This window comes from Falsiroseomonas sp. CW058 (assembly GCF_050563535.1).
GTDB lineage: Bacteria > Pseudomonadota > Alphaproteobacteria > Acetobacterales > Acetobacteraceae > Falsiroseomonas.
On sequence record NZ_JBNXUO010000011.1, the window covers coordinates 44,506 to 61,699 of the forward strand.

The window sequence follows — 17,194 nt, forward strand, 5'->3', positions numbered from 1 at the left end:
GCAAGAGGCAGGAGTCAGATGACCGAGATCGTGGTCCCCCCCCTCGGGGAAAGCGTCAGCAGCGCCACCGTGGCGCGTTGGCTGAAGAAGGCCGGCGAGGCGGTGGCGGCGGACGAGCCGCTGGTGGAACTCGAGACCGACAAGGTCACCGTCGAGGTCAACGCCCCCTCCGCCGGCGTGATCGAGAGCATCGCCGCCGATGAGGGCGCGGAGGTCGGCCCCGGCGCCGTGCTCGGCACCATCGGCGCCGCCAACGGCGCGGCGAAGCCCGCGCCCAAGGCGGCCGCCGCGCCTGCGCCCGCCGCCCCGCCGAAGGTCGAGCCGCCGCACGCCCCCGCCGGGCCCGTGGCGCGCCCCGCCGACCTGCCGCCCGGCCCAGCCGCGAGCAAGCTGCTGGCCGAGAACAACCTGACGCAGGCGCAGATCGGCGCCGCATCCGGCAAGGATGGCCGGGTGACCAAGGGCGACGTGCTGGCCTTCCTGGCCAAGCCCGCCGCCGCGCCGGCCGCCGCCCCCCCTGCCGCGCCGAAGCAGGCGCGCAGCCTCGAAGGCGGGGAGGAGCGCGTGAAGATGACGCGCCTTCGCCAGACCATCGCGCGGCGGCTGAAGGAAGCGCAGAACACGGCGGCGATGCTGACCACCTTCAACGAGGTGGACATGTCGGCCGCGATGGCGCTGCGCGCCGAGTACAAGGACGTGTTCGAGAAGAAGCACGGCGTGAAGCTCGGCTTCATGTCCTTCTTCGTGAAGGCCTGCGTCGCCGCGCTGAAGGAATTCCCCGCGGTCAACGCGGAGATCGACGGCGACGAGATCATCTACAAGAACTTCGTCCACATGGGCATCGCGGTGGGCGGGCCCTCCGGCCTGGTCGTGCCGGTGCTGAAGAACGCCGACGGGCTGGGCTTCGCGCAGATCGAGAAGTCGATCGGCGATTTCGGCCGCCGCGCGCGCGACGGCGCGCTGAAGCTCGACGAGCTGACCGGCGGCAGCTTCACCATCACCAATGGCGGCATCTACGGCAGCCTGATGTCCACCCCGATCCTGAACCCGCCGCAGTCCGGCATCCTGGGCATGCACAAGATCCAGGAACGCCCGATGGTGGTCGGCGGCAAGATCGAGGCGCGGCCGATGATGTACATCGCGCTGAGCTACGACCACCGCATCGTGGACGGGAAGGAGGCGGTGTCCTTCCTGGTGCGCGTGAAGGAAAGCATCGAGGACCCGCGCCGCCTGATGCTGGATCTCTGATCGCGACATCCCGCCCGCCCTCCCCCGCCCGCGGGGGAGGGAGGGAAGCGCCATGCTGATCCTCGCCTTCGGCTTCCTCGCCCTCTGCGCCGCGCTGGAATACCGCGCCCGCGCCGACCCGCTGCTGCGGCCCGACCTGCGGTCGGACCTGCTGTGGCGCCGGCTCGGCACGGCCTGCGGGGTGCTGGGCGTGGTGGGGCCGCTGGTGGTGATGGCGCGGGTCGGCATCGCGGAAGGGGCGGGCGCCTACCTCATCGGCATCGTCTTCGCCTTCGCCGGCGGCTTCGCGCCGGAGCGGTGGTGGCCGATGATCTCGCCCGCTGCGGGCGTCTTCGGCATCGGCCTGCTGGCCGGCGCGATGCTGCGATAGGGGAACTTCCGGGAACGGCCGCGTCGCCGGGCCGTTCCTCGCCCTTCACCGAGGAGGCGCGGCGATGAGCAGCAACAAGCATCCGAAGAACGAGGCGGAGCGCCGCGAGGGGCCCGGCGCCGACATCCCGCGCCCGCCTTCCGACGAGCAGCGCAACCCGGGCATCGGCAGTTCGAAGGGCACCTTCGGCCGCGGCACCGACCCGGCCGTGCTGGAAGGCGAGAACAGCTCGCAAGGCGACGTGATGAACGATGTCGGCCGCAGCGGCGGCGTGCCGGAAGGCAGGACGGGCCGGACCAACAAGTAGGGCCTCCGCCCCGATCCTCCCCGGGCAGGGGCGGGGGCGTGCCGGTCCCTAGGCCGCGTCCTTCTTCGCCGGCCGCCTGCGTTCGCTGTCGGTCTTCAGCTGGCCGCAGGCGGCCAGGATGTCGCGGCCGCGGGGGCGGCGGATGGGGCTGGAATAGCCGGCCCGCTCGACGATCTCGGCGAAGGCGCGCACGGCGTCCGGCCGGCTGGTCTGGTACGGGCTGCCGGGCCAGGGATTGAACGGGATCAGGTTCACCTTGGCGGGAATGCCCTTGATCAGCCGCACCAGTTCGCGCGCATCGGCCTCGCTGTCGTTCACGCCGCGCAGCATGACGTATTCGAAGGTGATCCGCCGCGCATTGGATGCGCCGGGATAGCGGCGGCAGGCGGCCAGCAGCTCGGCAATCGGGTATTTGCGGTTCAGCGGCACGATCTCGTCGCGCAGCCCGTCCGTCACCGCATGCAGCGACACGGCGAGGTTGACGTTCAGCTCCGCCCCGCAGCGGTCCATCATCGGCACCACGCCGGAGGTGGACAGGGTGATACGCCGGCGGCTGAGCCCGATCCCCTCATGGTCCATGACGATGCGCAGCGCCTTGGCCGTGGCCTCGTAGTTGTAGAGCGGCTCGCCCATGCCCATGACGACGATGTTGGAGAGCAGCCGCGGCGTGCCGTCCTTCGGGCTCGGCCATTCGCCATAGGCGTCGCGCGCCGCCATGAACTGGCCGACGATCTCGGCGGCGCCGAGGTTGCGGACCAGCTTCTGCGTCCCCGTGTGGCAGAAGCGGCAGGACAGGGTGCAGCCGACCTGGGTGGAGATGCAGACCGCGCCGCGATCCTCCACCAGGGACGGGATGTAGACCGTCTCCACCTGCTGCCCGTCGCGGAAGCGGAACAGGAACTTCCGCGTCGTGTCGGCCGAGGTCTGCTCGGTCGCGACCTCCGGCCGCCCCACCACGAAGCGCTCCGCCAGCTTCGCCTGCATCGGCTTCGCGATGGTCGGCATCCGCGCGAAGTCGGTCTCGCCCTGGTGGTAGATCCAGTGCCAGAGCTGCCCCGCGCGGAACGGCTTCTCGCCGATCGCCACCATCTCGGCCGCCAGCTCCTCGCGCGAGAGGCCGACGAGGTCGCGCCGGCCATCGGCGGCCACCCCCGGCGGCGGCGCGAAAAGCGCGGCCTTGGCGAGGATGCGGTCGCGTTCCGCCTGGCTGAGGTCCTGCGCGTCGCTCATCGGCCGGGCCTCGGCGCGGGACATTCGCGGTTGATCGCCTCATAGGCGTTGGAGAAGCCGGAGAGCGGGAAGGTGTCGGTCACGGCCGGGCGGCCGGGCGGGCCGGGGCTGCGCGCCACCGCGTCGCGTCCGTTGCGGAAGGCGGCGATCAGCTGCGCGCCGTTCTGGAAGAAGGCGCTGGACTGCTGCGTGGCATAGGCGCGGAATTCCTGGCTGCCCACGGCAAGCTGCACCTCCGCCTGGCGCGGATAGGGATAGCCGACCGACACCGCGATCTGGTCCCGGCCATTGGCGCGATGCGTGACGGTGAGGGTGACGGCGCCGCGGTTCTGCGGCCCGCCGTCGCTGCGGGTGGCGCGGGTGAAGGCGTAGCACACCTTCTGCCCGTTCTCCTGGTGGGTCGCAGCGGTCCAGGACTGGTGGTTGCCGAGCCGCTGGGGCTGCTGGCGCGCCTGCTGCGCCGAAGCGGGCAGCGCGGCGAGGAGCAGGAGCAGGGCGGGCAGGAAGGGGCGGCGCATGCCCGCTAGATACGGCGCCCCCCCAGGCCGGACAACCGGCGCGCTTCCGCTTCGCGCGCCGCCCGCCTATGCAGCCCGCGATGACCGACAGCACCGACCGCAGCCTCGCCGCGCAATACGAGGCCTTCCCCTATCCCGCCCGCGACGCGCGGGAGGAGGCGAAGCGCCTGGTGGTGGGCAGCCCGTCCCACCTGCGGGAGGTGGATCACTGGGTCTTCGGCGCGCGGCGCCCGGCTTCCCGCCCGCTCGCCGCGCTGATGGCGGGCGGCGGGTCGGGCGACGGGACGGTGATGCTGGCGCAGCAGATGGCCTGGCTCGGCCGGCCCGGGCGCGTCACCTGGCTCGACCGTTCGGCCTCCGCGCGGCGGGTGGCGGCGGCGCGGGCGGCAGCGCGGGGCCTCGACAACGTCGCCTTCGTGGAGGGCTCCATCCTGGACCTGCCGGGCGCGGCACCCGGCCCCTTCGACTACATCGACTGCTGCGGCGTGCTGCACCACCTGCCGGACCCTGCTGCGGGGCTTGCGGCGCTCGTCTCGGTCCTCGCGCCCGGCGGGGGGATCGGGCTGATGGTCTATGCCCCGCATGGCCGCACGGGCGTCTACATGCTGCAGGACGCGCTGCGCCTGCTCGCCCCGGTGGAGGAGGCGCCGCCCGCGCGGGTGGAGATCGCGAAGCGGCTGTGGAAGCAGCTGCCGGAGACGGCCTGGCTGCGGAAGAACCCCTGGATCGACGACCACATCCGCGGCGGGGATGCGGGGCTCTACGACCTGCTGCTGAACCCGCGCGACGTCGCCTTCACCGTGCCGCAGCTGGCCGCGCTGGTGGCCGGCGCGGGGCTGCGCATCGCCTGCCTGGTGGAGCCGCTGCGCTACGACCCCGACACCTGGCTGGCCGACCCGCGGCTGCGCGGCCGTACCGCCGGGCTCGACCCCGTGGCGCGGGCGGCGCTGGCCGAGGCGATCTGCGGCAACATGGGCATCCACATCGCCTATTGCGTCCGCGCGACGGATCCCGTGGCGGCGCCGCCCTGGGAGGATGACGCCGCCGTGCCGGTGCTGCGGGAACTGGACGGCCCGGCGCTGGCGAAGGCGCTGCGCCCGGACGGGATGCTGCCCGTCACCTGGGACGGGCTGCGCGCGGCGGTGCCGGTGCCGCGGCTGGCCGGCGCCTTCCTGGCGCGGATCGACGGCACCCGCCCCTGGGGCGAGATCCTGGACGGCGTGGTCACGGCCGGCGCATCGAGGGAGGCCGCGCTGCGCGACCGCGCGGCGCTGGTGCGCGCGATGGAGCCGCTGAACCGCCTGCTGCTGGCCGCCCCGCCGTGAGCCGGGCGGCGGTCGTCATCCTCGGCGCCGCCGTGCGGCCGGATGGCAGCCCTAGCCGCGCGCTGCGCGACCGGGTGGCGGCGGCGCTCGCCTGGGGCGAGGCGCAGGCGCCGAAGGCGCTCTACGTCCCGACCGGCGCGGTCGGCCGCCACGGCCCGGCGGAAAGCGCGGTGATGGCGCGGCTGCTGGCGGAAGCCGGGGTGGAGGCGGGGCGCATCGCCGAGGAGCCGACCGGCACCGATACCTTCTCCTCCGCCGTCGCCTGCATCCGGCTGCTGCGCGCCCGCGGCCACCACGGCCCGCTGCGGATCGCCACCCACCGCTACCACCTGCCGCGCAGCCTGCTGCTGTTCCGCCTGGGCGGCATGCCGGCCCGCGCGGTGCCGCCGCCGCCCGGCCCGGCCGCGACCGGCCAGCCACGGCGCTGGTTCTGGCGCCTGCGGGAAGTGCCGGCGCTGCCCTATGACGCAGCCCTGATGGCCTGGGCCCGGCTGCGGGGGATCTAGCCTACAGCCAGGCGAGGTCCGAGGCGGCGCGCGCCTGCGCCACGGCGGCGAATTCCGCGCTTTCCGCCAGCACCGGCGCCAGCACCTCCCGCGGGGTGCCGGATGCGAATTCGGCAAGCCAGGTCGCGACCTCGTCCGGCCGCGCCGCGCGCCCGAGCGCATCGCCGTAGAGCTGCTGGATGAAGGCCGTGTCGCCCAGGCCCGCCACGCGGTCCTGGAACCATGGACCGTCCACCAACGCATCGGCGACGTTCCAGAGCCCGTAGTCGAGCTCCAGCATCTCATACAGGCTGCGCACCTCCCCTTCCGTCCCGGCGCGCCCGAAGCCGATCCGCACCAGCCCCGCGGCCAGCACCATCTCCGGGTCGAAGGCGCCGGCACCGGCGGCAGCGACGACAGGGGCGGGTGCGGCGGGCAGCGCCGGCGCCGCGCCGCCCAGCGTCGCCTCCCCCACCACCAGGATGCCGCCCGCCGGCGTCCAGACCGGCAGGTAGGTCGGGTCCATCACCGCATTGCCGATGCCGGAGGCATCGGGGTCCGCCACGCGGCCGATGCCCCAGGCATAGTCCAGCACTGCGCCCCAGGGCACCACCTCGCCGAAGCGGACCACCAGGCTGTCGCCGTCGAGCACCGCCGCGCCCGTCGCCTCGATCCGCCGCCCGTCGGGCATGGCGAGCGACCAGCCGACGCCGCGCGACGCGACCTCGTTCAGGTCGACGAAGCCGAAGGCGGCGTCGTGTCGCACATCGACCAGCAGCGTGACCCCATCGACCCATTTCGCGGAGATCACCTCCGGCCCCTGGGACGCGATGTTGCCGCCGTTCTGCGCGACCGGGGAGCCGGGCAGGGCGAAGCGCGCCCATTCCTCCGCCGCGCCACGCGCGATGCGGGCGGCGATCACCTGCGCATCGAAGGCGGTGATGTGGGCATAGCCGTATTCCGTGGTGGCAGGGTTGCCGTCGAGATCGTCGAGGCTGGCATCGATGTCGGGCGCGCGGGCGGCGATGCGCCCGTCGAAGGCGGGGTCGGCGGACAGCAGCTCCATCCCCGCGCGGATCGCCTGGTGCCCGGCACCGGTGCCGCTGCTGTAGGGATGCGCGGCGACGAACAGGTAGGGCACCTCCCGCCCCAGCGTGCCGCGCACCAGCGCCGCGTCGCTGCGCACGGCATTCGCCCAGTCCCCGGCCTGGAGGAGGGGGTTCATGCTGTCGTATTCGCTGTGCAGCCAGACCACCGCGCTGGCATCGCCCATGCCCTCGGCCCGGTACTGGCCGAGGCGTTCGAGGAACCGCGTCTCGATCGGCCCGGCCACCCAGCCGGGGCCGCTGCGCGACATCCATTCGCCCAGGAAGTAGGTGGCCGGATAGGCGGTGTCGGCGCCCTGCTCGTCGCGGTCATAGACCAGGCGGACGGAGTTGGTGACGCCGTCGAACCCCAGCAATTCCTCGACGCCCCGCGTCAGGGCCTGCGCTGCGGCCCCCCCGTCCAGTTCGGCGAAATAGGCGGCGTTCGACTGGCCACGCAGGATGAGGTCGAGCTGCATCGTTCGGAATCCCCAAGTGTACTTTTCCGAACGGGAAAATGCCGGGGAGGGTGGATCGTTCGATCCGCTGACACGCAAGTGAGGGGAAATGCGGCAGGATGCGAAACGTTCCCGCCGCGTATGTTCAGCTCCGCGTGACCTGCGGCGCCTCCGCCAGCTCCCCACCCGCCGGGGTCCGGCTACCGCGGAAGGCCGTGAGGCCAAGCAGCAGCACCGCCGCAGCTGCCGCCAGCCCCTCCAGGCTGTCCGGCAGGCCGGCCGCGCCGAGCGGATCGGGCAGATCGACCGGCGAGAAGGGCAGGAGGAGCTGTTCCTGCAACTCCTGCACCGCTGCCGCGGTGAAGCGCGCGGCCATCACCAGCAGGAAGACCGAGGTGCCGAGGAACAGCGGCCGCAGCGGCAGCCGCACGGTCCCGCGGGAGATGACGCGCCACAGCAGGCCGAGCAGCGCGGCCGCCACCGCCAGCCCGGCGCCGAGCGCCATCGGCTGCCCGCCGGAGCCGAGTGTGCCCAGGAACAGCACCGTCTCGGCGCCCTCGCGGAAGACGGCGAGGAAGCCGATCGCCGCGACCGCAAGCCCGACCCGCCGCCCCGCCAGGGCACGGTCCGCCTGGCGCCGGAGCGCGAGGCTCCAGGCGCGCGGATCGGCGCGGCGCGCAAGCCAGCCGCCGGTCCAGAGCATCAGCCCGGCCGCGAGGAGGCAGGTCGCCGCCTCGATCCGGTCGTCATGCTCGCCGCCGAGCAGGAGGTGGAAGGCCAGGGCCGCCACGAGGCTGGCGGCGATGCCGCCCGCCGCGCCCCAGGCCAGCTTGCGGCCCTGTTCCGGCGCCGCGCGGCGCAGCAGGGCGCCGAGCGCGGCGAGGACGAGCACCGCCTCCAGCCCTTCGCGGAGGAGGATGAGGCCGGCATCCAGGGCGACGGCGAGGGGGAGCTGGGTCATGGGCACCTGCAATTGCGAGCTATTCGCAATATCACCCGGTGCAGCCGGTCCCGCCAGTTAACAACTCCTCACGCCGTCGCGTCCCGCCCTTCCGCCCCGGCGCTGACGCGGTCAGCCCATGAAGCGCGCGTCGCGCCCGGTCTGGATGGCCTGGTAGGCGGCGCGGACCGTGGCGGGGCCATGGGCGCGTTCCAGCCGCCGGACCGTGAAATGGCCCTCGCCGACGCCGCGGAAATGCTCGAGGAAGGCAAGGTTGATCGCCGCCCCCGCGGCCGCCCCGATCACCGGTGCCGCCTGCGCCGACAGCTTCAGCGCCACCGGTCCGCCGAAGCGCGCCGCGATGGAACCGATGAAGCCCGGCAGCATCGACCCGACCAGCCCCTTGCCGACCGCGCCCTTCAGCGCCTCGGCCAGCGCGATGCGGACTGCGAAGTAGCCGCTCTCCCCCGCATCGTCGGCGGGGTTACGGCCGCCGAGCGCGAAGACCTTCAGGCATTCCGCCGCGATCTCCGGCCGCGACAGGTCCTCCCCGTTCTCCTCCGCGACCGCGGCGATCTGGCGCAGCAGCAGCGTGGTCGAGACCGGCAGTTCCATCAGCGTGCCCGGCAGGCCGAGCGCCCCGCCCGCCGCGCCCGAGGCCGCCGCGAGCCCGCGATGCAGCCAGGCGGAGGGGATCGGCAGCGGATTGCGCGAGGGGCCGGATCTCAGCGCCGCCTGCATCGCGGTGGTCAGCGCGCGCTTCACCGCGCCGTCGATCATGCCCTGCACCGGCCCGGGCAGCCGCGCCTTCAGCGCCTCGATCGGTTGGCCGACCGTGCCGGCGAGGCGGGCGGCGAAGGAACTGTCCTCCAGCAGCGCGACCGCGCGGGCGAGCGCCGCGCGGTCCGCATCGGGCAGGGCGGGGGCGTCGGTGTGGGGGGTGGTGGCGAGGGACATGCGGAATAAATGGGGATGCGCGGCGCGGGTTGCGCGGGGGCGGGCGCGGATTCGCCCCGCGCCCGCCATTCACCCGCGCCGCGCGGGCCGCCGCGGCGGGGTGGCCTGTCCGCGGCTACAGGATGAAGCGGCTGAGATCGGCGCTGCCCGCGAGCGGCGCCACCTTGTCCCGCACCATCGCGCGGTCCACCACCACCGTCTCTCCCCCGCGGTCGGAAGCGGTGAAGGACACCTCGTCCAGCAGCCGCTCCATCACGGTCGCCAGCCGCCGCGCGCCGATGTTCTCGACGCTGGCGTTGATCTCGGCGGCGAGTTCGGCGATGGCGTCCGCCGCCTCCTCGGTGATGTCGAGGGTGACGCCTTCCGTCCCCAGCAGCGCGACATACTGCTTCACCAGCGAATGCTCGGGCTCGGTCAGGATGCGGCGGAAATCCTCGCGGCTCAGCGCCGAGAGCTCGACGCGGATCGGCAGGCGGCCCTGCAGTTCGGGCAGCAGGTCGGACGGCTTCGCCTGGTGGAAGGCGCCGGAGGTGATGAACAGGATGTGGTCCGTCCTCACCGGCCCGTGCTTGGTGGTGACGGTCGTGCCCTCGATCAGCGGCAGCAGGTCGCGCTGCACGCCCTCGCGCGAGACGTCGCCGCCGCGGAACCCGCCTTCGCCGGTGCGGGCGCAGACCTTGTCGATCTCGTCGATGAAGACGATGCCGTTGTTCTCGGCGTTGGCGACGGCGTCGCGCGTCAGCGCCTCCTGGTCCAGCAGCTTGTCGGCCTCGTCCTTCGCCAGGGCGATGCGGGCGTCGGCCACCGACATCTTCCGCGGCCGGGTGCGGCCGCCGAACATCTTGCCGAGCATCTCCTGCATGTTCTGCATCTGGATGCCCTGCGCGCCCGGCAGGTCCATCATGCCGATCGGCATGCCGCCGCCCTGGTCGGCGAGCTGCACCTCCACCTCGCGCGATTCGAGCTGGCCGTCGCGCAGCATGCGGCGGAACTTCATCCGCGTCTCGCCGGACGCGCCTTCGCCGACCAGCGCGCTGACCAGCCGCTCCTCGGCGGCGAGTTCCGCCTTGGCCTGCACGTTCTTCCGCGCGGTGTCGCGCGCCAGCGTGATCGATACTTCGACCAGGTCGCGGACGATGCTCTCCACGTCGCGGCCGACATAGCCGACCTCGGTGAACTTCGTCGCCTCCACCTTCAGGAAGGGCGCGTTGGCGAGCTTCGCCAGGCGGCGGGCGATCTCGGTCTTGCCGCAGCCGGTCGGGCCGATCATCAGGATGTTCTTCGGCACCACCTCCTCGCGCAGGCCGGCGGCCAGCTGCTGGCGGCGCCAGCGGTTGCGCAGCGCGATGGCGACGGCGCGCTTGGCGTCGCCCTGGCCGACGATGTGGCGGTCCAGCTCCGAGACGATCTCCCGGGGCGAGAGGTTCACGGCCTCGCTCACGATTCCAGGCTTTCAAGCACGATGTTGCCGTTGGTGTAGACGCAGATGTCGCCGGCGATCTTCATGGCGCGGCGGCAGATCTCCTGCGCGTCGAGCCCTTCCACCGGCAGCAGCGCGCGCGCGGCGGCGAGCGCGAAGTTGCCGCCCGACCCGATGCCGATGACCGCATCCTCCGGCTCCAGCACGTCGCCCTGGCCGGTCAGCAGCAGGGACCGCCTGCCGTCGGCCACCGCGAGCAGGGCTTCGAGCCGGCGCAGGTAGCGGTCGGTGCGCCAGTCCTTCGCCAGCTCCACGCAGGCGCGTTCCAGCTGGTCTGGGAAGCGTTCGAGCTTGGCTTCCAGCCGCTCGAGCAGGGTGAAGGCGTCGGCGGTGGCGCCAGCGAAGCCGGCGAGCACGCGGCCCTGGGCGATGCGCCGCACCTTGCGGGCATTGCCCTTGACGACGGTCTGGCCGAGCGAGACCTGGCCGTCGCCGGCCATGGCGACACGGCCATCCTTGCGCACGCAGAGGATGGTGGTGCCGTGCCACCCGAGGGGGTCGTGTTGTGTGGGGGACATGCCGCCTAGATGGCGGCTCCGGGGCGCCGGGACAATTCCCCCCCGGCGCCGGGCGCGCGAACCCCTCCCCGCGGCAGCGGGGAGGGGCAGCAGGTCGGGTCAGCCGTAGGCGCGCTGCGAGGACAGGACCACCGCGCGCCGCGTGCCGGTGCGGGCGCCGAGCACGGCCGCGACCGCGCCGAGCAGCATCGCCGCGAACAGCCAGTAGGCGCTGGTGGCCGCCGCGTTGGACGCGGTCTCGGCCGCCTGGCGGGCCCGCGCCTCCGTCTCGGTCGCGACGCGCTGCGCCTCGCTCTCGAGCTGGGTGATGCGCTCGCCGGCCTGCTGCGGGGTGACGTTGTACTCGGCCGCCACCAGCCGGGTCAGCCGGTCGCGGGCATTGCCTTCGAAGCTGCCGGAGGTGACGCGGCCGGTGACGATCCGCGTCATCTCCGCCCGCCGCTGGTCGGAGGTCATCGCCGCCGGGTCGCCGCCGGTCTGCAGCGCGCTCTGCAGCCGGTCGGCCAGCGCCTGCGGGTTGACGTTGTTCGCCACCGCCGGGGCCGCCGCCTGCACCGCCTGGCCCGCGCCCTGCGCCGCGCCGCCGAGGATGGAGGAGGCGCCGCTGAAGGCCGTGCTCGCCGTGCCCGCGATCACGTTGCCGAGCAGCACGGCCGAGAGCAGGAAGCCCACCGCCCAGACCGACAGGCCGTGCAGCACGCCATCCGTGTCGTCAGACGTGCCCGACAGCCGCGCCGCGACATAGCCGCCGACCGCGAGCCCGACCAGGTTCGCCACCAGCAGCCAGATGCCGCCCGCGATGCCGAGGGTGGAGGCGGAGGGCGTCTCGCCGGGCGCGATCGGGTCGATCGTGGTGGCGCCGATGGCGAGGCCGAGGATGTTCAGCATGGCGCCGACGGTCACGGCGACGACGCCGCCCGCGAAGACGGCCCCCCAGGACACCCGGGGCGGCAGCGACGGGGCGCCTTCGGCCGCGGCAATCGCCGGGCCGGTGGCCATTCCCATCCCGTCTGCGGTGGCGGTCCTTGTCTGCATCTCGGCTCTCCTTCCTCGTGAGGTCGTGGCCGGCCCAACGCGCGGTTGCGCGGGCAGTTCGCGCGGGGCGGAACTGCGCGTGCAGCGGGCGGAAATTTTCCGGGCCGGTCCTTGCCGCGCATCCGGTTCGGGTCCAAACCGCATTCGGCCGCAATCGCGCCACGACCCCGCGCCATGTTCGGGGCCGCGGCGCGCCAAGGCGCCGCGGGAACACGACTCGGGAACACGATGCAGGTCTATCTGCCGATCGCCGAGATGTCGGTGGATGCCCTGCTGCTGCTGGGCATCGGCTTCGGCGTGGGGTGGCTGTCGGGCCTGTTCGGCGTGGGCGGCGGCTTCCTGCTGACGCCGGTGCTGATCCTGATCGGCATCCCCTCGCCCGTCGCGGTCGGTTCGGGCGCGAACCAGACGCTCGGCGCCTCCGTCTCCGGCCTCATCGCGCAGTGGCGGCGCGGCAACGTGGATGTGCGGATGGGCACGGTGCTGCTGGTCGGCGGCTTCCTGGGCTCGGCGCTCGGCGTCCAGCTCTTCGCCTGGCTGCGCCGGGCGGGGCAGGTGGACCTGGCGGTGGCGGTCTTCTACGTCGTCGTGCTCGGCACCGTCGGCGCGCTGATGGTGCGGGAGAGCGTCGGCGCCATCCTGCGCCGCCGCAGGAAGCGGGCGGCCAGGCTGCACGAGCATCTCTGGATGCACGGGCTGCCCTTCAAGATGCGCTTCCGCAAGTCGCGGCTCTACATCTCGGTCATCCCGCCGCTGCTGATCGGCTTCGCCATCGGCTTGCTGTCGGCGGTGATGGGGGTGGGCGGCGGGTTCATGCTGGTGCCGGCGATGATCTACCTCCTCGGCATGCCGACGGCGGTGGTGATCGGCACCTCGCTGTTCCAGGTGGTCTTCGTCACCGCCAACGTCACCTTCCTCCAGGCGATCCAGGTGGGCAGCGTGGACATCGTGCTGACGCTGCTGCTGCTGGCGGGCGGCGTGGCCGGGGCGCAGTTCGGCGCGGCGATGGGCACGCGGCTGCGCGGCGAGGAGACGCGCGCCCTGCTCGGCGCGCTGGTTCTGGCGGTCGCCGGGGCGCTGCTGTGGGACCTGCTGCGGGTGCCGGAACAGCTCTTCGTCATCGGGCCGGCGCCATGACGGCGGGTGGGCGGCGAAGCCTGCCGGGGCTGGCCGCGCTGCTGGCGGCGCTGGCGGGCTTCGCCGCGCCCGCCCCCGCGCAGCAGGTCGCGCCGCCCCCGCTGGCGGCCGACCTCTCGGTCCGGCGGATCGAGGTGACGACCGCCTTCGCGGGCGGCGAGATCCTGGTCTTCGGCGCGACCGAGCGGCTGATCCACGAAGGGGGCGACCAGGTGGTGGTGCTGGCCAGCGGGCCGATGACCTCCATGGTGGTGCGGGAGAAGGTCGAGAGGCTGGGCTTCTGGATCAACGGTCCCGCGGCGCGCTTCAACCGCGTGCCCTCCTACTGGGCGCTGGCCGGCACGCGGCCGGTGACGGAGATGCTGGATGCGACCGACCGCACCGACCTCCGCCTCGGGCTCGACCTGCTGCCGCTGGTGCAGCTCGGCGCGCAGGGGGCGCGCTTCCGCGGGGCGCTGGCGGGCGGCAAGCAGAATGCCGGGCTCTGGGTGGACCAGGTCCGGCCGGTCGAGGTGTCGGGCGGGCGCCTGTTCCATGCGCGGCTGCCGGTGCCGGCGACGGTGGCGACCGGCGAGTACCGGGTGCAGGTGATGCTGGTGCGCGACCGGCGGGTGGTGGCGCGGCAGGAATTGTCGCTGGCGGTGGTGCGCACCGGCAGTGCCGCCTGGATCGCCGACATCGCGCGCGGCCAGCCGGTGCTGTATGGCATCGCCTGCATCCTGCTGGCGGGCTTCGCCGGCTGGCTGGGCAGCGTGCTGTTCCGGCGTGGGTGAGGGGATGGCAGGCATGGGCGAGACGGAAGCGGCGGCGCAGGCCCGGCGGGACCGCGTCTTCCTGGTGGTGGTGGACGACAGCCCGGAACGCCGCGTCGCGCTGCGCTACGCCGCGCTCCGTGCCCGCAAGAGCGGCGGGCGCGTGGCCCTGCTGCGGGTGATCGAGCCGGCGGGCCAGGTGGAATGGGCCGGCGTCGGCGCCATGCTGGCCGAGGAACGGCGGGAGGAGGCGGAGAAGATGCTCTCCGCCCTGGCGGCCGAGGTGAACGAGATCACCGGCGGCCTGCCCATCCTGCTGATCCGGGAAGGCGACCCGCGCGACGAGCTGCTGGCCCTGCTGGAGGAGGACCCGCGCATCTCCATCCTGGTGCTGGCCAGCGCCATCGGCGGGTCCGGGCCCGGCCCGCTGATCTCGGCGCTCGCCGGGCGCTACGCCGCCAAGCTCGCGGTGCCGATGACCATCGTGCCCGGCAGCATGAGCGACGCGGAGCTGGAGCGGGTGACGTGACGGCCGGGCCTCTCCCGCAGGGGAGAGCCCGCCTCTTGAGCAGGCTGTCGTCGAGGGTGGGCGCCCTCTCCCTCGCGCCTTCGCGCGGGCCCACGGCACGGCTCCTGCTGGGACTGCTGCTGTTCGGCCTGTCCATCCTCGTGCAGACCTTCGATGCCTGGGTCGCGCTGTGGATGACGGATGCCTGCAGGCCCGACCCGAAGCCCGGCTGGTGCAGCCTGGCGGACCTGGGGCTGGTCAAGGTCGGGCTCGGCAGCATCTGGGCGGCACTCTTCGCGAGCGGCCTCTTCTACCTCGTGCTCTACGACTGGCTGGCCGGCTTCCTGCGCGGCCTGTTCGAGCGGGTGGTGGATTCGGCGATCCACATCAAGAGGATCGCGGTCGACCACATCGACAACGGCCGCATGTCGCGTGAGGACATCAAGGAGCTTTGCGAGAAGATCTTCTCGCACTCGACCGGCCACCACGAGAGGCTGGGCCGCGAATTCGGGCGCTTCGTCCATGATGGCGTCTGCGCCCGGCGCTACGCCGTCTGGCGGTCCGACTACACCTCCAACGTGCTGATCGAGGACCTTTCCACCGCCGGCCTCCGGGACCGCTACTTCCTGTGGGACGAGAAACGGAGCTATCGCCTCGTCCGGGCCGGACCCGGGCCCGTGCCCTATCTCGTGAAGGCAAGCTCGGTGACGGAGGCGCTGCCGGAGGATGTCGGGCCGATGGTCCGGCAGTTCGCGTTCCGCTGCTCGGTGTCGGGGACCGCCGACCGCACGATCGACCTCTCCCCCGAGCTGCGCGAGCAGGCCGCCGCGGCGCTGGCCGCGGGAGGCGAGTGGGCGGCGCCGCCCTTCCTGTTCCGCTACGCGAAAGGCACCCTCGTCTTCCGCTTCGAGGAGGAGATCAGCGTCGATCTCGAGGAAGTCGTGGTGACGACGGTCGAGAAGAGCTTCCTCCTCAAGACCGACACGGAATACGTCCTGTCAGCCTACAGCCCGGTCCATGGGATGAAGTTCTGGTTCAAGGTCCCGCCCGGCTACCACATCGACCAGTGCCATGCCTCGATCGAGGACTTCGAATGGGAACCCGGCCGGCGTCCCCCCGTTGGCTCGGCGAGGATCGATGGTCGTGATGCCGAGGTCACGACAAGCAGTTGGATGCTTCCGGGCATTGCCTGCGTCGTGATCTGGAAACCGAATTGCGAATAGCCATGTCGCTGCCGCCCGGTTACCATGCGGGCCGCGGCACGTTTCGATTCGTTTGAAGACCCGTTCGCCTGGAGACCTGGATGACCATCATGCGCGCGAAGAAGACCGCAGGGCGGCACGGCAGCCGCGGCCCACGCCGCTTCTGATCCGCTGCGACCGGCGGGGCGGGGGGCACCGGCCCGGCACCGATGCCGGTCGTGCCGCGGCTTCCACCTCCGGACCCTATCGGGTCGCTTGCGTCGCGATCGAAGCCGGACCACATAGGTCAGGTATTGGCGCCAGTCCCGGACAGGTCACATGTTCATCGAAACCGAAGCCACCCCCAACCCCGCCACCCTGAAGTTCCTGCCCGGCCGGGACGTGATGGGCGGAAGCGGCACTGCCGACTTCACCGCGGCCGCCGAGGCTGAGGGGCGCAGCTCGCTCGCCAGCCGCATCTTCGCTGTGGGCGATGTCGCACGCGTCTTCCTCGGCAACGATTTCGTCACGGTCACGAAGGCCGAGGATGCCGATTGGCAGCGCCTGAAGCCGCGCGTGCTCGGCGCCGTCATGGAACACTACCTCAGCGGCTTGCCGGCCGTGGAAGGCGCCGACCAGGCGCCCGAGGATGAGGATTTCGAGGCTGCCGACGGCGAGGTGGTGGCCCAGATCAAGGAACTGCTGGACACCCGCGTCCGTCCCGCCGTGGCCGGCGATGGCGGCGACATCGTCTTCCGCGGCTTCCGCGACGGCGTGGTGCGGCTGCGGATGCAGGGCGCCTGCAGCGGCTGCCCGTCCTCCCGCGCCACGCTGAAGCATGGGGTGGAGACAATGCTGCGCCACTACGTGCCGGAAGTGGTCCGGGTGGAGCAGGTCGAGGCTTGATCCCCGCTGGCGGGCGGGGCCCCGGCCCCGTCTGCCATTCACGGCATGGATGATCCTCATCGCGCAGGGACGGCTGGCGGTCGGGCCGGCGGCGATTATCTCGGGGGTGGAGTTCAACCGACCGGAGTGCCGCCCGTGCTGTCAGATCCCGCCACCCTCGACGACACCGCCCTCGACCAGCTGTTCCGGGAGGCGCGGACCCAGAACAAGTGGCAGGACCGCAAGGTCCCCGACGCGAAGCTGGAGGAGGTCTACAACCTCCTCAAATTCGCCCCCACCTCGGCCAATGCGTCCCCCGCGCGCTTCGTCTTCGTGCGCACCGCCGAAGGCAAGGCGCGGCTGAAGGAGGCGCTGAGCCCCGGCAATGTCGAGAAGACGATGACCGCGCCTGTCACCGTCATCGTGGCGCATGACGCCGCCTTCTACGACAAGCTGCCCTTCCTGTTCCCGCATGCGGATGCGCGCGCCTGGTTCGCCGACAACCCCGCGCTGGCCGACACCACCGCCTTCCGCAACGGCACACTGCAGGGCGCCTACCTGATGCTGGCGGCGCGCGCGGTGGGGCTGGATGTCGGGGCGATGAGCGGCTTCGACAACCACCGCCTGGACCAGCTGTTCTTCTCCGGCACGGGCTGGAAGTCGAACTTCCTGGTCAATCTCGGCTACGGCGACCCCACGGGCCTGTTCCCGCGCAGCCCGCGCCTGAGCTTCGACGAGGCTTGCCGCCTGGAATAGGCGCGGCCCCGCTGCCCTC

General features: G+C 72.6%; 19 protein-coding genes. 11 read left to right on the plus strand and 8 right to left on the minus strand.

Annotated elements, in window-relative coordinates; genetic code table 11:
• Positions 1-18: 18 nt before the first annotated feature.
• From odhB to ACK8OX_RS11130, 3 genes are all read left to right on the plus strand, one after another.
• Entirely contained in the window at positions 19-1,248 is a 1,230-nt protein-coding gene (gene odhB, locus ACK8OX_RS11120; RefSeq protein ID WP_430664134.1) for a 2-oxoglutarate dehydrogenase complex dihydrolipoyllysine-residue succinyltransferase, read from the plus strand.
• A 52-nt stretch (positions 1,249-1,300) separates the two neighbouring features.
• A complete protein-coding gene (locus tag ACK8OX_RS11125; protein ID WP_430664135.1) occupies positions 1,301-1,618 on the plus strand; it encodes a hypothetical protein in 318 nt (105 codons plus the stop codon).
• A 64-nt stretch (positions 1,619-1,682) separates the two neighbouring features.
• On the plus strand, positions 1,683-1,925 hold the full coding sequence (locus ACK8OX_RS11130) for a hypothetical protein (protein ID WP_430664137.1): 243 nt from the start codon (positions 1,683-1,685) through the stop codon (positions 1,923-1,925).
• Between the two features lie 48 nt (positions 1,926-1,973).
• Here the strand turns inward: ACK8OX_RS11130 and rlmN are convergent, their stop codons facing one another.
• Together rlmN and ACK8OX_RS11140 are read right to left on the minus strand one after the other, a co-directional pair.
• The gene (rlmN, locus tag ACK8OX_RS11135) at positions 1,974-3,179 is read right to left on the minus strand and encodes a 23S rRNA (adenine(2503)-C(2))-methyltransferase RlmN (RefSeq protein WP_430664139.1); all 1,206 of its coding nucleotides are present in this window, start codon (positions 3,177-3,179) and stop codon (positions 1,974-1,976) included.
• Positions 3,152-3,673 carry an invasion associated locus B family protein gene (locus ACK8OX_RS11140; RefSeq protein WP_430664141.1) on the minus strand — a complete coding sequence of 174 codons (522 nt, stop codon included), beginning with the start codon at positions 3,671-3,673 and terminating at the stop codon, positions 3,152-3,154. The genes rlmN and ACK8OX_RS11140 overlap by 28 nt, the downstream gene beginning before the upstream one ends.
• Before the next feature lie 80 nt (positions 3,674-3,753).
• Between ACK8OX_RS11140 and ACK8OX_RS11145 the strand changes: the two genes are divergently transcribed.
• Together ACK8OX_RS11145 and ACK8OX_RS11150 are read left to right on the plus strand one after the other, a co-directional pair.
• Complete coding sequence (locus tag ACK8OX_RS11145; RefSeq protein ID WP_430664143.1) at positions 3,754-4,998, plus strand: class I SAM-dependent methyltransferase; 1,245 nt, start codon at positions 3,754-3,756, stop codon at positions 4,996-4,998.
• Positions 4,995-5,504 (plus strand): YdcF family protein, encoded by a 510-nt coding sequence (locus ACK8OX_RS11150; RefSeq protein WP_430664145.1) that lies wholly within the window; start codon positions 4,995-4,997, stop codon positions 5,502-5,504. The genes ACK8OX_RS11145 and ACK8OX_RS11150 overlap by 4 nt, the downstream gene beginning before the upstream one ends.
• A 1-nt stretch (position 5,505) precedes the next feature.
• On the opposite strand, the gene ACK8OX_RS11155 is transcribed toward ACK8OX_RS11150, so the two are convergent.
• The 6 genes from ACK8OX_RS11155 to ACK8OX_RS11180 all read right to left on the minus strand — a co-directional run bounded on the left by ACK8OX_RS11155 (position 5,506) and on the right by ACK8OX_RS11180 (position 11,956).
• Entirely contained in the window at positions 5,506-7,047 is a 1,542-nt protein-coding gene (locus tag ACK8OX_RS11155) for a DUF4214 domain-containing protein (protein WP_430664147.1), read from the minus strand.
• 124 nt (positions 7,048-7,171) lie between these two features.
• Complete coding sequence (locus ACK8OX_RS11160) at positions 7,172-7,987, minus strand: FTR1 family protein (protein ID WP_430664149.1); 816 nt, start codon at positions 7,985-7,987, stop codon at positions 7,172-7,174.
• A 111-nt stretch (positions 7,988-8,098) separates the two neighbouring features.
• Positions 8,099-8,923: an EcsC family protein gene (locus tag ACK8OX_RS11165; protein ID WP_430664150.1), complete on the minus strand. Its 825-nt coding sequence runs from the start codon at positions 8,921-8,923 to the stop codon at positions 8,099-8,101.
• Positions 8,924-9,038: 115 nt separating this feature from the next.
• Entirely contained in the window at positions 9,039-10,364 is a 1,326-nt protein-coding gene (gene hslU, locus ACK8OX_RS11170) for an ATP-dependent protease ATPase subunit HslU (protein ID WP_430664152.1), read from the minus strand.
• Complete coding sequence (hslV, locus tag ACK8OX_RS11175) at positions 10,361-10,921, minus strand: ATP-dependent protease subunit HslV (protein ID WP_430664154.1); 561 nt, start codon at positions 10,919-10,921, stop codon at positions 10,361-10,363. Before hslV ends, hslU begins: the two co-directional genes overlap by 4 nt.
• A 99-nt stretch (positions 10,922-11,020) precedes the next feature.
• Positions 11,021-11,956 carry a hypothetical protein gene (locus ACK8OX_RS11180; protein WP_430664156.1) on the minus strand — a complete coding sequence of 312 codons (936 nt, stop codon included), beginning with the start codon at positions 11,954-11,956 and terminating at the stop codon, positions 11,021-11,023.
• A gap of 228 nt (positions 11,957-12,184) precedes the next feature.
• Here ACK8OX_RS11180 and ACK8OX_RS11185 point away from each other — a divergent pair, with 228 nt between their 5' ends.
• The 6 genes from ACK8OX_RS11185 to ACK8OX_RS11210 all read left to right on the plus strand — a co-directional run bounded on the left by ACK8OX_RS11185 (position 12,185) and on the right by ACK8OX_RS11210 (position 17,175).
• Positions 12,185-13,093 carry a sulfite exporter TauE/SafE family protein gene (locus ACK8OX_RS11185; RefSeq protein WP_430664158.1) on the plus strand — a complete coding sequence of 303 codons (909 nt, stop codon included), beginning with the start codon at positions 12,185-12,187 and terminating at the stop codon, positions 13,091-13,093.
• Positions 13,090-13,866, plus strand: a complete 777-nt coding sequence (locus ACK8OX_RS11190) for a TIGR02186 family protein (protein ID WP_430664160.1) — start codon at positions 13,090-13,092, stop codon at positions 13,864-13,866. The genes ACK8OX_RS11185 and ACK8OX_RS11190 overlap by 4 nt, the downstream gene beginning before the upstream one ends.
• A gap of 13 nt (positions 13,867-13,879) precedes the next feature.
• Entirely contained in the window at positions 13,880-14,374 is a 495-nt protein-coding gene (locus ACK8OX_RS11195) for a universal stress protein (protein WP_430664162.1), read from the plus strand.
• 35 nt (positions 14,375-14,409) lie between these two features.
• On the plus strand, positions 14,410-15,576 hold the full coding sequence (locus ACK8OX_RS11200) for a hypothetical protein (RefSeq protein WP_430664164.1): 1,167 nt from the start codon (positions 14,410-14,412) through the stop codon (positions 15,574-15,576).
• A 297-nt stretch (positions 15,577-15,873) separates the two neighbouring features.
• Positions 15,874-16,440 carry a NifU family protein gene (locus ACK8OX_RS11205; RefSeq protein WP_430664166.1) on the plus strand — a complete coding sequence of 189 codons (567 nt, stop codon included), beginning with the start codon at positions 15,874-15,876 and terminating at the stop codon, positions 16,438-16,440.
• A gap of 135 nt (positions 16,441-16,575) precedes the next feature.
• Positions 16,576-17,175, plus strand: coding sequence for a malonic semialdehyde reductase (locus tag ACK8OX_RS11210; protein WP_430664167.1), 600 nt, complete (start codon positions 16,576-16,578; stop codon positions 17,173-17,175).
• The last annotated feature ends 19 nt before the right edge of the window (positions 17,176-17,194 follow it).